The following is a 14,786-nucleotide window of genomic DNA, read 5'->3' as shown; positions in this document are numbered from 1 at the left end:
AGCACTTATCGCCCGTGACGACTCAGCCATTGTCCGGCCAGGACTCGCGCCTTCGCGTCAGCCGTGAACACCGCCTCGAGATCCTCCACCACTACGACAGGTTCGAGGCTCAACACTTCCTCGATGATACTCGCGATTTCCGGGTAGCGAACCCGCCCGTCGAGAAACGCCGCAACAGCCACTTCATTCGCGGCATTGAGCATCGCCGGTGCGCTATTGCCAGCCTCGGCAGCCTGACGCGCAAGGCGCAGGCAAGGAAAACGCTCTTCATCGGGGGCCTGGAAATCCAGACGCGCAATGGCAAACAGATCCAGCGGCGCCACCCCCGAGTCAATACGCTCCGGCCAGGCCAGGGCGTTTGCGATCGGCGTGCGCATATCCGGATTGCCCAATTGGGCCAGCACCGAACCATCGATGTAGTCGACCAGAGAATGAATCACGCTCTGAGGGTGAATCACGACTTCAACCTGGGACGGTTTGGCGTCGAACAGCCAGCAGGCCTCGATCAACTCGAGCCCCTTGTTCATCATGCTGGCCGAATCGACCGAAATTTTGCGCCCCATAGACCAGTTCGGATGAGCACACGCCTGGTCAGGCGTAACATGCGCCAGTTCGGCCATTGGTGTCTGTCGGAACGGGCCACCAGAGGCGGTCAGAAGAATCCGACGCACGCCGACCGCACCAAGCCCACGAGCGAAATCCTGTGGCATGCACTGGAAAATCGCGTTGTGCTCACTGTCGATCGGCAGCAGGACCGAACCGCTTTTGCGCACAGCCTGCATGAACAGCGCCCCGGACATCACCAGCGCTTCTTTGTTAGCCAGCAGAATTTTCTTGCCTGCCTCGACCGCCGCCAGGGTCGGACGCAATCCCGCCGCGCCAACGATGGCCGCCATGACCGCATCGACCTCAGGATCGGAAGCAACCTGACACAACCCCTCCTCCCCTACCAGCACACGAGTCGACAGGCCAGCTGCGCGCAAATCGTCCTGCAGGGTTCGAGCCGTGCTTGCTTGCGGTACAACAGCAAACCGCGGCGTATGACGCACGCACAAGGCCAACAACTCACTCAGTCGAGTAAACCCGCTCAAGGCGAAAACCTGGTAACGCGCCGGGTGACGAGCAATCACGTCCAGGGTGCTCAGACCAATCGAACCGGTGGCCCCCAAGACAGTAATCTGCTGTGGGCGGCTCACGGTGCAGCCATCCACAACAGCACGGCGAACACCGGAATTGCAGCCGTCAGGCTGTCGATTCGATCCAGGACACCGCCATGACCCGGCAGCAGATTACTGCTGTCCTTGATGCCCGATTGACGCTTGAACATGCTCTCTGTGAGGTCACCTACCACCGAGATGAAGACGATCACGGCCGCACCGATCAACCCCATCAGCATCTGGGCGAAACTCCAGTCGCGCACCAGGCCGACGATCGCGGTGATCACCAGACTCAGCAGCAAACCGCCGTACACGCCTTCCCAGCTTTTGCCAGGGCTGACCTGCGGCGCCAGCTTGCGCTTGCCAAAGGCCCGCCCGGAAAAGTACGCGCCGATATCAGCCCCCCAGACCAGCACCATCACCGCCATGATCAGCCAGTTACCCAAGGGCTCCTGCTTGATCTGGACCAAGCCTTGCCAGGCCGGCAACAGAATCAGCAGACCGATCACCAGCTTACTGGCGGCGCTGGCCCAGTGCTCGCTGGAGCGCGGGTACGTCAGCACCAGATACGTCGCCACGCCCCACCAGAGCACCGAAGCGCCCAATACCCAAGGCGCGAGCCCTGGCAGGATATACATGATGAACAGAATCAGTGCGACCACAACGGCATAGGCAACGCGAACAGGCTGAGCAGTGAAGCCGGCCAGCCGCGCCCATTCCCAAGCACCAAGCGTCACTACAAACCCGATGAACAGCGCAAAGCTGGAACCTTTAAGCAGGAAAAACCCGCACAAAGCGATCGGCAGCAGGATCAGCGCGGTGATGATTCGTTGTTTAAGCATTAAACCCGGGCTCCATTCTCGACCTGCTCGCTCGTTTTACCGAAGCGGCGCTGGCGAGAAGCGAAATCGGCCAGTGCGCTTCGCATGGCGTCGTGTTTGAAGTCCGGCCAGAACAGGTCGGAGAAGTACAACTCGGCGTAAGCCAGCTGCCACAGCAGGAAGTTGCTGATGCGGTGCTCGCCACCGGTACGGATGCACAAGTCCGGCAACGGCAGATCGCCGGTGGCCAGACAGGTTTGCAGCAATTCAGGCGTGATGTCTTCCGGACGCAGATGCCCGGCCTGAACCTCCCGCGCCAGACGCTGAGCGGCCTGCGCGATGTCCCACTGACCGCCGTAATTGGCGGCGATCTGCAAGACAAAGCGGTTGGCACCGGCAGTCATCGCCTCAGCTTCACGCATGGCAGCCTGAAGCTCGGGATGAAAGCGCGAACGATCACCGATGATGCGCAGACTGATGTTGTTGTCATTGAGGCGCTTGGCCTCGCGACGCAACGCCTTGAAGAACAAATCCATCAAGGCACTGACTTCATCCGCCGGGCGTTGCCAGTTCTCACTGGAGAAGGCAAACAGGGTCAACACCTCGACCTTGGCCTCGGCACACACCTCGATGACGGCACGAACCGCATCCACGCCCGCTTTATGCCCGGCGACACCCGGCATAAAGCGCTTCTTCGCCCAGCGATTATTACCATCCATGATGATCGCGACATGGCGCGGCACCGCGGACGGCACAGTCTGCTTGGTCTTATCCATGAAAACGCGACCCTTATACGGCCATCAGGTCGGCTTCTTTCTGCTTGGTGGCCGCATCGATGTCAGCCTCAGCCTTGTCGGTCAGCTTCTGGATATCAGCAGCAGCACGACGCTCTTCGTCTTCGCTGATTTCCTTGTCTTTGACCAGTTTCTTAAGGTCACCCAGGGCATCGCGACGAATGTTGCGCACGGCAACACGCGCATCTTCAGCTGCGCTACGCGCCTGCTTGGTGAAGCCCTTGCGGGTTTCTTCAGTCAGGGCAGGCATGGAGATCAGCAGCAACTCACCCAGGTTGGTCGGGTTGAGGTTCAGGCCAGCACTCTGGATCGCCTTGTCGACAGCCGCGAGCATGTTGCGCTCAAACGCGACGACTTGCAGGGTCCGGGAGTCTTTTACCGTGATGTTCGCCACTTGGGTAATGGAAGTGTCTGTGCCGTAGTACGGCACCATCACACTACCCAGAATGCTTGGGTGGGCCTTGCCGGTACGAATCTGACCAAATGCATGATTCAGAGAGTCCAGGGATTTCTGCATACGCTCTTGAGCGTCTTTCTTGATTTCATTGATCATTGTTGGCCTTCCTCGATCAGGGTCCCTTCAGCGCCACCATGCACGATATTCAGCAGGGCGCCGGGCTTGTTCATGTTAAAGACGCGCAACGGCATCTTGTGGTCGCGGCACAGACAAATGGCTGTCAGATCCATCACACCCAGCTTGCGATCCAGCACTTCATCGTAAGTCAGATGATCGAACTTCTCGGCATGCGGGTCTTTGAACGGGTCAGCGGTGTAGACGCCATCGACCTTGGTCGCCTTGAGCACGACATCGGCATCGATTTCGATTGCGCGCAAGCAGGCTGCCGAATCCGTGGTGAAGAACGGATTACCGGTACCGGCCGCGAAAATCACCACTTCCTTGGCGTTCAGGTGGCGCATGGCTTTGCGACGATCATAGTGATCGGTCACACCCACCATGGAAATCGCCGACATCACGATGGCCGAGATATTGGCACGCTCCAGCGCATCGCGCATGGCCAGGGCGTTCATCACAGTGGCCAGCATGCCCATGTGATCGCCAGTCACCCGATCCATGCCGGCCGCGCTCAGCGCTGCACCGCGGAACAGGTTACCACCACCGATCACCAGACCGACCTGAACACCGATACCGACCAGTTGGCCGACTTCCAGCGCCATGCGATCCAGAACCTTCGGATCGATCCCGAACTCTTCCGAGCCCATCAGGGCCTCGCCGCTAAGCTTGAGTAGAATGCGTTTATAGCGAGCCTGATAACCACTGCCCTGCTGAGCCATTGCGAATCTCTCCTGCGGCGTATTTTAAAAAAATTCTTTGCGAGCTGTTTGCAGCTGCGCTCACTCTAGCTTGGCGCTGCTTCAGCGCCATCGGAACATGGCTTTGTAAGCCAGTTCCAAAGGGAAACCAATAAAAATCTGGTGGCCCATCTGAAAAGAGGCTGCGCGCGTAAGCGGGCAGCCTCTTCAGGGCGACAGTTTAAAAAACCGTCTTACGACTTGGCAGCGGCCAGCTGAGCGGCAACTTCTTCAGCGAAGTTGTCTACTGGCTTCTCGATGCCTTCGCCTACTTTGAAGTAGGTGAAGGAAACGATTTCAGCACCGGCTTTCTTGGCCAGTTCGCCAACCTTGATTTCAGGGTTCTTGACGAACGCCTGCTCAACCAGGCTTGCTTCAGCCAGGAACTTGCTGATACGGCCTTTGACCATATTTTCAACAATGTTTTCTGGCTTGCCTTTGATTTTTTCTTCGTTCAGCTGCAGGAACACAGCTTTTTCACGCTCGATCGCTTCGGCAGAAACTTCCGAAGGCAGCAGGAACTCTGGGTTGCTGGCCGCTACGTGCATAGCGATGTCTTTGGCCAGTTCAACGTTGCCGCCTTTCAGGACAACTGCAACACCGATCTTGTTGCCGTGCAGGTAACCACCAACAACATCACCTTCAACGCGTACGAGGCGACGGATGTTGACGTTTTCGCCAACCTTGCCAACCAATACCAGGCGATCAGCTTCTTGAGCGGCGATCAGCGGAGCGACGTCAGTCAGTTTGTCGGCGAACGCTTTTTCAACGCTAGCAGCAACAAATGCCTTGAAGTCGTCCTGCAGGGCCAGGAAGTCAGTCTGCGAGTTTACTTCCAGCAGAACAGCAGATTTGCCGTCTTCTTTCAGAGCGATAGCGCCTTCAGCAGCCACGTTGCCTGCTTTCTTGGCAGCCTTGATTGCGCCGGAAGCACGCATATCATCAATGGCTTTTTCGATGTCGCCGTCAGCCTTTTCCAGGGCCTTCTTGCAATCCATCATGCCTTCGCCGGTACGCTCACGCAGTTCTTTAACCAACGCTGCAGTAATTGCTGCCATTTTCAAAATCCTCTTGGATAGGTTTTCAACCATTCCACCCGATCGAACGGGCGATCAATTCTTCCCGAACCACCGTTGTAAGCCGCTGCACGTTACAGCTCTGCAAGTGCGGGGCCGACAAACGGTTTTCGAGGTGGCAAAAAGGGGGCCAAGCCCCCTTTTTGCTTACTGAGTCAACGCCAAGGCGTCAGTTACTCAGCCGCTGCTACCGGAGCTTCTTCAACGAACTGCTCGGTGCCGCCAGCAACGTGGTTGCGACCGCGGATTACAGCGTCAGCCATCGAACCCATGTACAACTGGATAGCGCGGATTGCGTCATCGTTGCCTGGGATGATGTAGTCAACGCCTTCCGGGCTGCTGTTGGTATCGACTACGCCGATAACCGGGATGCCCAGCTTGTTGGCTTCGGTGATCGCGATGCGCTCGTGATCAACGTCGATAACGAACAGAGCGTCTGGCAGACCGCCCATGTCCTTGATACCACCCAGGGAACGATCCAGCTTTTCCAGGTCACGGGAGCGCATCAGCGCTTCTTTCTTGGTCAGCTTGGCGAACGTACCGTCTTCGGCTTGCACTTCAAGGTCACGCAGACGCTTGATGGAAGCACGGATGGTTTTGAAGTTGGTCAGCATGCCACCCAACCAGCGGTGATCGACGTACGGCGAACCGCAACGTGCTGCTTCTTCAGCAACGATCTTGCCAGCGGAACGCTTGGTGCCGACGAACAGAATCTTGTTTTTGCCCTGGGCCAGACGCTCTACGAAAGTCAGAGCTTCGTTGAACATTGGCAGGGTTTTTTCAAGGTTGATGATGTGGATCTTGTTACGCGCGCCGAAAATGTATTTACCCATTTTCGGGTTCCAGTAACGGGTTTGGTGACCGAAGTGCACACCGGCCTTCAGCATATCGCGCATGTTGACTTGGGACATGATAGTTCCTTAATAAGTCGGGTTTGGCCTCCACGTATCCCAATGACCAACCAGCAGCTTCAGCTGAAGGCACCCAGGTCATCGTGTCGACACGTGTGTGGATTTAAGCCTTTCGGGGTATCCCCGGAAAGCGGCGCATTTTATACCACAAGACTGCAAAAAACGGAACCCGGATTCTCAAAACCTGGCACGTGTCTTAATTAGTCCCTTGGAATCGTTCAAGAATGCGCCAATCTATAGGGCGATGCGACGCACAGAGGCGCAGATTTGCGCTGATCGTCTGATAGAATCAGGTTTTTCAGGGCCGCGTAGATAGATCGCACACCGCCCATTTCGTTTCAACAAGCGCCATCGAGCGCAGAGAGAGCCTGTATGACCGTCACCCTCAAAACCCCAGAGGACATCGCAAAAATGCGCATCGCCGGCAAACTGGCTGCCGATGTGCTGGAAATGATTGCCGAACATGTCAAACCGGGCATCACCACCGAAGAGCTGGATCGCATCTGCCACGACTATATCGTCAACGAGCAGCAAGCCATCCCTGCCCCGCTCAACTACAAGGGTTACCCGAAGTCGATCTGTACCTCGATCAACCACGTGGTCTGCCACGGCATTCCGAACGAGAAGCCGCTGAAGGATGGCGACACCCTGAACATCGACGTCACCGTCATCAAGGACGGTTACCACGGCGACACCAGCCGCATGTTCCACGTCGGCTCCGTACCGGTCTGGGCCGAGCGCCTGTCGCAAGTGACCCAGGAATGCATGTACAAGGCGATTGAAATCGTCAAACCCGGCTGCCGCCTCGGCGACATCGGCGAAATCATCCAGAAACACGCGGAAAAGAACGGTTTCTCGGTGGTTCGCGAGTTCTGCGGTCACGGCATCGGCAAGGTTTTCCATGAAGAGCCGCAGATCCTGCATTACGGCCGCGCCGGCACCGGCATGGAACTGAAAGCGGGCATGACCTTCACCATCGAGCCGATGATCAACCAGGGCAAGGCCGACACCAAGGTATTGGGCGATGGCTGGACCGCGATCACCAAGGACCGCAAGCTGTCGGCCCAGTGGGAGCACACCCTGCTGGTCACCGAAACCGGTTACGAGATCTTCACCTTGCGCAGCGATGACACCATCGCCCGCGTTTCGGCCTGATCCGAGCCGCGCAGCTCTCAGCCTTATAGATAGACAGGAAAGCCAATCGATGCCGCAGGTGGATCCAGAACTCTTCGACCGCGGCCAGTTCCAGGCTGAACTGGCCCTGAAGGCAAGCCCGATCGCGGCCTTCAAGAAGGCGATCCGCCAGGCCCGCGAGGTGCTCGACGGGCGCTTTCGCAACGGCCGCGACATTCGCCGGCTGATCGAGGATCGCGCCTGGTTCGTCGATAACATCCTGCAAAAGGCCTGGGAGCAGTTTAACTGGAGCGAAGACGCCGACATCGCGCTGGTCGCGGTCGGTGGCTATGGTCGCGGTGAATTGCACCCGTATTCCGACATCGATTTGCTGATCCTCCTGGACAGCGCCGACCACGAAATTTTCCGCGATTCCATCGAGCGTTTTCTGACGTTGCTGTGGGACATCGGCCTGGAAGTCGGCCAGAGCGTTCGCTCGGTGGACGAATGCGCCGTTGAGGCCCGCGCCGACCTGACGGTCGTCACCAACCTGATGGAAAGCCGCACCATCTGCGGTCCTGAACGCCTGCGCCAGCGCATGCTGGACGTCACCAGCACCGCGCACATGTGGCCGAGCAAAGACTTCTTCCTCGCCAAGCGCGCCGAGCAGAAGGCCCGTCACCACAAATACAACGACACCGAATACAACCTGGAACCCAACGTCAAAGGCTCGCCCGGAGGCCTGCGGGATATCCAGACGATTCTGTGGGTGGCCCGTCGTGAATACGGCACCCTGAACCTGCGCGCACTAGCGGGTGAAGGTTTTCTGGTCGAAAGCGAAAACGCCCTGCTGGCCTCCTCCCAGGAGTTTCTGTGGAAAGTCCGTTACGCGCTGCACATGCTCGCCGGTCGCGCCGAGGATCGCTTGCTGTTCGATCACCAGCGCTCGATCGCCGGGCTGCTGGGGTTCGTCGGCGATGACGCCAAGCAAGCCATCGAAAACTTCATGCAGCAGTACTACCGGGTGGTCATGAGCATTGCCCAGCTCAGCGACCTGATCATCCAGCACTTCGAGGAAGTCATCCTCGCCCCGGACGATGAAGCGCCACCGCAACCGATCAACTCGCGGTTCCAGTTGCATGACGGCTATATCGAGGCACGTAACGACAACGTATTCCGCCGCACGCCATTCGCCATGCTCGAAATCTTCGTGCTCATGGCCCAGCAACCGGAAATCAAAGGCGTGCGCGCCGACACCATCCGTCTGTTGCGTGAAAACCGTCACCTTATCGATGACGACTTCCGTAACGACATTCGTAACACCAGCCTGTTTATCGAGCTGTTCAAGTGCAAGATCGGCATCCACCGCAACCTGCGCCGGATGAACCGTTACGGCATCCTCGGGCGCTACTTGCCGGAGTTCGGATTCATTGTCGGCCAGATGCAACACGACCTGTTCCACATTTACACGGTCGACGCTCACACCCTCAACCTGATCAAACACCTGCGTAAGTTGCAGTACACCCAGGCGTCAGAAAAATTCGCATTGGCCAGTAAGCTCATGGGCAAACTGCCCAAGCCTGAGCTGATTTACCTGGCCGGTCTGTATCACGACATCGGCAAGGGTCGGCACGGCGACCATTCGGATATCGGCGCAGTAGATGCAGAAGCCTTTTGCCAGCGCCATCAGCTGCCGGTTTGGGACACTCGCCTGATCGTCTGGCTGGTGCAAAACCATCTGGTGATGTCGACTACGGCCCAGCGCAAAGACTTGTCCGACCCCCAGGTGATCCACGATTTCGCCCAGGCCGTCAGCGACGAAACCCGTCTCGATTATCTGTACGTGCTGACGGTCGCCGACATCAACGCCACGAACCCGACCCTGTGGAACTCCTGGCGCGCCAGCCTGTTGCGCCAGCTCTACACCGAGACCAAGCGTGCCCTGCGTCGCGGCCTGGAAAATCCGGTCGATCGCGAAGAACAAATCCGCCAGACCCAGAGCGCGGCGCTGGACATCCTCGTCCGTGGCGGTACCGACCCGGACGATATCGAGCAACTGTGGGCGCAATTGGGCGACGACTACTTTCTGCGCCACACCGCCGGCGACGTAGCCTGGCACAGTGACGCGATTCTCCAGCACCCGACCGACGGCGGGCCACTGGTGCTGATCAAGGAAACCACTCAGCGAGAATTCGAGGGCGGCACACAGATCTTTATTTATGCACCAGACCAGCACGATTTCTTCGCCGTGACCGTGGCCGCGATGGACCAGCTCAACCTGAACATTCACGACGCCCGAGTGATCACCTCCAGCAGCCAGTTCACCCTCGACACCTACATTGTGCTCGACACTGACGGCGACTCGATTGGCGACAACCCGGCGCGGGTCAAACAGATTCGCGAAGGGCTGACCGAGGCCCTGCGCAACCCGGACAACTACCCGACCATCATCCAGCGTCGAGTGCCACGCCAGCTCAAGCATTTCGCCTTTGCGCCACAGGTGACGATTCACAACGACGCCCAGCGTCCGGTGACCGTACTGGAACTCACAGCTCCAGATCGTCCGGGACTGTTGGCGCGGATTGGCACGATTTTCCTGGAGTTCGACCTGTCGCTGAAAAACGCCAAAATTGCCACGCTGGGCGAGCGGGTGGAGGACGTGTTCTTCATTACCGACGCCAATAACCATCAGCTGTCCGACCCGCTGCTGTGCAGCCGCTTGCAGGATGCAATCGTTGATCAGCTGAGCGTCAGCCACGAACCCGATATCAAATTGTCACGCCTGAGTATCTGAATTAACCAACTTTCCCTGTGGGAAGCGCTTGTGTGGGAGCGGGCTTGTCCGCGATAGCAGCACCTCGGTGTATCTGACAGACCGAGGCGCCTGCATCGCGGGCAAGCCGGCTCCCACACAAGCCAGCTCCCACATTAAAAGAGGCCCCCATGAACAACGCTCTGACCCAGCTCCAGCCTTACCCGTTCGAGAAGCTCCGCGCCCTGCTCGGCAGCGTCACGCCAAACCCGGACAAACGCCCTATCGCGCTGTCCATCGGTGAGCCAAAGCACCGCTCGCCGAGCTTTGTGGCCGAAGCCCTGGCCAGCAACCTGGATCAGATGGCTGTGTACCCGACCACCCTCGGCATCCCGGCGCTACGTGAAGCCATCGCCGCCTGGTGCGAACGCCGCTTCAGCGTCCCGAACGGCTGGCTCGACCCGGCGCGCAACGTACTGCCGGTAAACGGCACTCGCGAAGCGTTGTTTGCCTTCACCCAGACCGTGGTCAACCGTGGCGAAGACGCGTTGGTGGTCAGCCCGAACCCGTTCTATCAGATCTACGAAGGCGCGGCATTTCTCGCCGGCGCCAAGCCGCACTACCTGCCATGCCTGGATGAAAACGGCTTCAACCCGGACTTCGACACGGTTTCGCCGGACATCTGGAAGCGTTGCCAGATCCTGTTCCTGTGCTCGCCAGGCAATCCGACCGGCGCACTGATTCCGGTCGACACCCTGAAGAAGCTGATCGCCCTGGCCGACGAATACGACTTCGTGATCGCCGCCGACGAGTGCTACAGCGAACTGTATTTCGACGAACAAACTCCGCCCGGCGGCCTGCTCAGCGCCTGCGTGGAATTGGGCCGCAAAGACTTCAAGCGTTGCGTGGTGTTCCACAGCCTGTCCAAACGTTCCAACCTGCCAGGCCTGCGTTCGGGTTTCGTGGCGGGAGACGCCGACATTCTCAAAGGCTTCCTGCTGTACCGCACCTACCACGGTTGCGCGATGCCGGTTCAGACCCAACTGGCCAGCGTTGCCGCGTGGAACGACGAAGTGCATGTGCGCGCCAACCGCGTGCTGTACCGCGAGAAGTACGATGCCGTGCTGGAAATCCTCGGCCCGGTGATGGACGTGCAGCGTCCGGACGGCGGTTTTTACTTGTGGCCCAATGTGGACGGCGATGATGAAGCGTTCTGCCGTGATCTGTTTGTTGAGGAACACGTGACGGTGGTACCGGGATCGTATCTGTCGCGCAATGTTGACGGGGCCAATCCAGGCGCCGGTCGAGTGCGCATGGCACTGGTAGCGCCACTGGCAGAATGCGTCGAGGCTGCCGAGCGGATTCGCGACTTTATTCAGCGTCACAAGTAACCACGGGCCAACATCACCCCCATCGGGTGATGCGTATTCCGGCTATACAACGCCAGGCGCTGTGCCCGCAGCGCCTTCTGCCGCAAGGGCTAAGGTAATCGACAGATTCGAAGTGCCATATTAGGCGTTTAGACTGCATGAAGGACCTTGGAACTGCCCGAGAACCCTGTGGGAGCGAGCCTGTTCCCGATTGCGATGTAACATCCACCATGGAGGTTGATTGATCCTGCGCAATCGCGAGCGGGCTCACTCCCACAGGTTTTGCGCTTCCATGGCATAATCCGTCACCATTTTTTTTCAGCACCTGCAAAGGGGGCAATTCCTTGACCGTTTCAAGCAAAACGTTGCACCTTTTCGGCATCAAAGCCTGCGACACCATGAAAAAGGCGCGCACCTGGCTCGATGAACACGCTGTCAGCTATGACTTTCATGATTACAAAACGGCCGGTATAGACCGTGAACACCTGACCCAATGGTGCGACGAGCACGGCTGGCAAGTGGTGTTGAACCGTGCAGGCACGACCTTTCGCAAGCTCGACGACGAACGCAAAGCCGATCTCGACCAGCCGAAAGCCATCGAACTGATGCTCGCACAACCCTCGATGATCAAGCGCCCGGTGCTCGATCTCGGTGACCGAACCCTGATTGGCTTCAAGCCAGATATCTACGCGGCAGCGCTCAAGTAAGCCAGCCCGTTCAATTTTGTTAGAGGTATTCACATGTCCACTACCCTGTTCAGTCTGGCCTTTGGTGTTGGTACTCAAAACCGTCAAGGCGCGTGGCTGGAAGTGTTTTACGCACAGCCACTGCTCAACCCGTCGGCCGAACTGGTCGCGGCCATCGCGCCGGCTCTGGGCTACACCGAAGGCAATCAGGCCATCGCGTTCAGCACCGCTCAGGCGTCGCAACTGGCTGAAGCCCTGAAAGGCGTTGACGCGGCCCAGGCGGCGCTGCTGACCCGCCTGGCCGAAAGCCACAAGCCATTGGTCGCGACCATTCTGGCTGAAGACGCTCAGCTGACGTCCACGCCTGAGGCGTACCTCAAGCTGCACCTGCTGTCCCACCGCCTGGTCAAGCCGCACGGCCTGAACCTGGCCGGCGTGTTCCCGTTGCTGCCGAACGTGGCCTGGACCAGCCAGGGCGCCATCGACCTGTCCGAACTGGCCGAACATCAACTGGAAGCCCGCCTGCGTGGCGAGTTGCTGGAAGTGTTCTCGGTGGACAAGTTCCCGAAAATGACCGACTACGTGGTTCCGGCCGGCGTGCGTATCGCTGACGCGGCGCGTATCCGTCTGGGCGCTTATGTGGGCGAAGGCACCACCGTGATGCACGAAGGTTTCATTAACTTCAACGCCGGCACCGAAGGTCCGGGCATGATCGAAGGTCGTGTATCGGCAGGTGTGTTCGTCGGCAAAGGTTCGGACCTGGGCGGCGGTTGCTCGACCATGGGTACCCTGTCGGGCGGCGGCAACATCGTGATCAAGGTCGGCGAAGGCTGCCTGATCGGCGCGAACGCCGGTATCGGTATCCCGTTGGGCGACCGCAACACCGTTGAGTCGGGCCTGTACGTGACCGCTGGCACCAAAGTGGCGTTGCTGGACGAGCACAACAAGCTGGTCAAGGTCGTCAAGGCGCGTGAACTGGCCGGTCAACCGGATCTGTTGTTCCGACGCAATTCGGAGACCGGTGCCGTGGAGTGCAAAACCCACAAATCGGCCATCGAACTGAACGAAGCGCTGCACGCTCACAACTAAGCGTCGAATGCTTACCTGTGGGAGGCTCACTCCCACAGGGTCTGGCGTACACCCGCCCATGTTTACCAGGGCCGAATAACATGATGATCCCCTCTCCCTGGCGCGCCGATTTTCCGGCCATCGCCGCTCTGCAACGGCAAGACCAGACCTATCTGGACAACGCCGCCACCACGCAAAAACCTCAAGCCCTGCTGGATGCCCTGACGCATTACTACGCCAACGGCACAGCCAATGTGCATCGAGCGCAACACCTGCCCGGCGCCCATGCCACCCAGGCGTTCGAGGCCAGCCGCAGCAAGGTCGCCCAATGGCTGAATGCCGGCGATGGCGGGCAGATCATTTTTACCCACGGCGCGACTTCTGCGCTGAACCTCCTGGCATATGGCCTGGAACCTCTTTTCAATCCGGGCGATGAGATTGTCATCAGCGCCCTGGAGCATCACGCCAACCTGCTGCCATGGCAGCAACTGGCCCAGCGGCGCGAGCTGAAACTGGTGATCCTGCCGCTGAATGCCGACGGTTTGATCGACCTGGATGCCGCCGCGCAGTTGATCAACCCACGAACCCGCTTGCTCGCGATCAGTCAGCTGTCCAATGTGCTTGGCGCCTGGCAACCGTTACCCGCGCTGCTGACGATGGCGCAAGCGCACGGCGCATTGACGGTGGTCGATGGCGCGCAAGGCGTGGTGCATGGTCGGCATGACGTGCAGGCGCTGGGTTGCGATTTTTATGTATTTTCCAGTCACAAGCTCTACGGTCCTGATGGACTCGGTGTGTTGTACGGGCGCAATGAAGCGCTGAAACACCTGCGCCACTGGCAATTTGGCGGCGAAATGGTGCTGGATGCGGACTACCAAAGCGCTCGCTTTCGCCCCGCTCCGCTCGGTTTTGAAGCCGGAACGCCGGCGATTGCCAGTGTGATTGGTTTGGGGGCGACGCTGGATTATCTGGCGGCCCTCGATCAGGACGCGGTGTCTGAGCATGAAGCAGCACTGCATGATTATTTGGTGAAAGGTCTTGAAGCACGCAATGGCATTCGGCTGTTGGGCACGCCGCAACTGGCACTGGCCAGTTTTGTCGTCGAGGGTGTGCATAACTCTGATCTGGCGCATTTGCTGACCGAGCAGGGGATTGCGGTTCGAGCAGGACATCACTGCGCCATGCCGTTGCTCAAAAGCTTCGAGTTGGCCGGGGCGATTCGGGTGTCGTTGGCGCTGTATAACGATTCCGAAGACCTGGAGCGGTTCTTTGAAGCGCTGGACCATGCGCTGGAGTTGTTGCGATGAGCCTGCCTGTCGACGCGGTGACGGTGCTGGATACGTTTCAAAACGCGGCTGGCTGGGAACAGCGGGCGCGGTTGTTGATGCAATGGGGTGACCGCCTGCCTGTGTTGAGTGATGTGGATAAAGTTGATGCCAACCGCGTGCATGGCTGTGAAAGCCAGGTCTGGTTGGTGGGCTCGCTGCAAGATGGCCATTGGCAGTTTGCGGCGACTAGCGATGCGCGTTTGATTCGCGGGTTGGTGGCGTTGCTGCTGGCGCGGGTCAACGGGTTGTCGGCGACTGAGTTGCGGCAGGTGGATTTGCCGGAGTGGTTCAATCAGCTCGGGCTTTCGCGGCAACTGTCGTCGTCGCGCAGCAATGGCCTCAATGCCGTGCTTCAGCGGATGAATGAGTTGGCTGGTTAATCGCCGAACTGGCGGAGGG

At 58.8% G+C, this 14,786-nt stretch carries 14 protein-coding genes; 7 read left to right on the top strand and 7 right to left on the bottom strand.

All coding sequences use genetic code 11. The features are described from left to right. Window positions 1–5: 5 nt before the first annotated feature. The 7 genes from ispC to rpsB form a co-directional block, all read right to left on the bottom strand. A complete protein-coding gene (ispC, locus tag PMI22_RS00930; RefSeq protein WP_007949338.1) occupies window positions 6–1,196 on the bottom strand; it encodes a 1-deoxy-D-xylulose-5-phosphate reductoisomerase in 1,191 nt (396 codons plus the stop codon). Next, window positions 1,193–1,999: a phosphatidate cytidylyltransferase gene (locus PMI22_RS00935; RefSeq protein WP_007949337.1), complete on the bottom strand. Its 807-nt coding sequence runs from the start codon at window positions 1,997–1,999 to the stop codon at window positions 1,193–1,195. The genes ispC and PMI22_RS00935 overlap by 4 nt, the downstream gene beginning before the upstream one ends. Continuing rightward, window positions 1,999–2,754, bottom strand: coding sequence for a polyprenyl diphosphate synthase (uppS, locus tag PMI22_RS00940; RefSeq protein WP_007949336.1), 756 nt, complete (start codon window positions 2,752–2,754; stop codon window positions 1,999–2,001). The genes PMI22_RS00935 and uppS overlap by 1 nt, the downstream gene beginning before the upstream one ends. Before the next feature lie 13 nt (window positions 2,755–2,767). After that, window positions 2,768–3,325 carry a ribosome recycling factor gene (frr, locus tag PMI22_RS00945; protein WP_007949335.1) on the bottom strand — a complete coding sequence of 186 codons (558 nt, stop codon included), beginning with the start codon at window positions 3,323–3,325 and terminating at the stop codon, window positions 2,768–2,770. Continuing rightward, entirely contained in the window at window positions 3,322–4,065 is a 744-nt protein-coding gene (gene pyrH, locus PMI22_RS00950) for a UMP kinase (RefSeq protein WP_003172271.1), read from the bottom strand. The genes frr and pyrH overlap by 4 nt, the downstream gene beginning before the upstream one ends. A 212-nt stretch (window positions 4,066–4,277) precedes the next feature. Further along, on the bottom strand, window positions 4,278–5,141 hold the full coding sequence (gene tsf / locus PMI22_RS00955) for a translation elongation factor Ts (protein ID WP_007949329.1): 864 nt from the start codon (window positions 5,139–5,141) through the stop codon (window positions 4,278–4,280). 191 nt (window positions 5,142–5,332) lie between these two features. Beyond that, a complete protein-coding gene (gene rpsB / locus PMI22_RS00960; RefSeq protein ID WP_003189158.1) occupies window positions 5,333–6,070 on the bottom strand; it encodes a 30S ribosomal protein S2 in 738 nt (245 codons plus the stop codon). Between the two features lie 372 nt (window positions 6,071–6,442). On the opposite strand from rpsB, the gene map reads away from it, so the two are divergent. The 7 genes from map to PMI22_RS00995 all read left to right on the top strand — a co-directional run bounded on the left by map (window position 6,443) and on the right by PMI22_RS00995 (window position 14,767). Next, window positions 6,443–7,225, top strand: a complete 783-nt coding sequence (gene map, locus PMI22_RS00965) for a type I methionyl aminopeptidase (RefSeq protein ID WP_007949326.1) — start codon at window positions 6,443–6,445, stop codon at window positions 7,223–7,225. A gap of 49 nt (window positions 7,226–7,274) precedes the next feature. Next, window positions 7,275–9,977, top strand: coding sequence for a [protein-PII] uridylyltransferase (locus PMI22_RS00970; RefSeq protein ID WP_007949325.1), 2,703 nt, complete (start codon window positions 7,275–7,277; stop codon window positions 9,975–9,977). 149 nt (window positions 9,978–10,126) lie between these two features. After that, entirely contained in the window at window positions 10,127–11,326 is a 1,200-nt protein-coding gene (gene dapC, locus PMI22_RS00975) for a succinyldiaminopimelate transaminase (RefSeq protein ID WP_007949323.1), read from the top strand. A 323-nt stretch (window positions 11,327–11,649) separates the two neighbouring features. After that, complete coding sequence (locus PMI22_RS00980) at window positions 11,650–12,012, top strand: ArsC family reductase (RefSeq protein ID WP_007949322.1); 363 nt, start codon at window positions 11,650–11,652, stop codon at window positions 12,010–12,012. 33 nt (window positions 12,013–12,045) lie between these two features. Beyond that, complete coding sequence (dapD, locus tag PMI22_RS00985) at window positions 12,046–13,080, top strand: 2,3,4,5-tetrahydropyridine-2,6-dicarboxylate N-succinyltransferase (RefSeq protein WP_007949321.1); 1,035 nt, start codon at window positions 12,046–12,048, stop codon at window positions 13,078–13,080. A gap of 80 nt (window positions 13,081–13,160) precedes the next feature. Then, the gene (locus PMI22_RS00990; protein ID WP_007949320.1) at window positions 13,161–14,366 is read left to right on the top strand and encodes an aminotransferase class V-fold PLP-dependent enzyme; all 1,206 of its coding nucleotides are present in this window, start codon (window positions 13,161–13,163) and stop codon (window positions 14,364–14,366) included. After that, a complete protein-coding gene (locus PMI22_RS00995; RefSeq protein ID WP_007949317.1) occupies window positions 14,363–14,767 on the top strand; it encodes a SufE family protein in 405 nt (134 codons plus the stop codon). Before PMI22_RS00990 ends, PMI22_RS00995 begins: the two co-directional genes overlap by 4 nt. The last annotated feature ends 19 nt before the right edge of the window (window positions 14,768–14,786 follow it).

This window comes from Pseudomonas sp. GM21, assembly GCF_000282215.1.
In the GTDB taxonomy this organism is placed as follows: Bacteria; Pseudomonadota; Gammaproteobacteria; order Pseudomonadales; family Pseudomonadaceae; genus Aquipseudomonas.
This window is presented reverse-complemented; position numbering and strand designations above follow the sequence as displayed.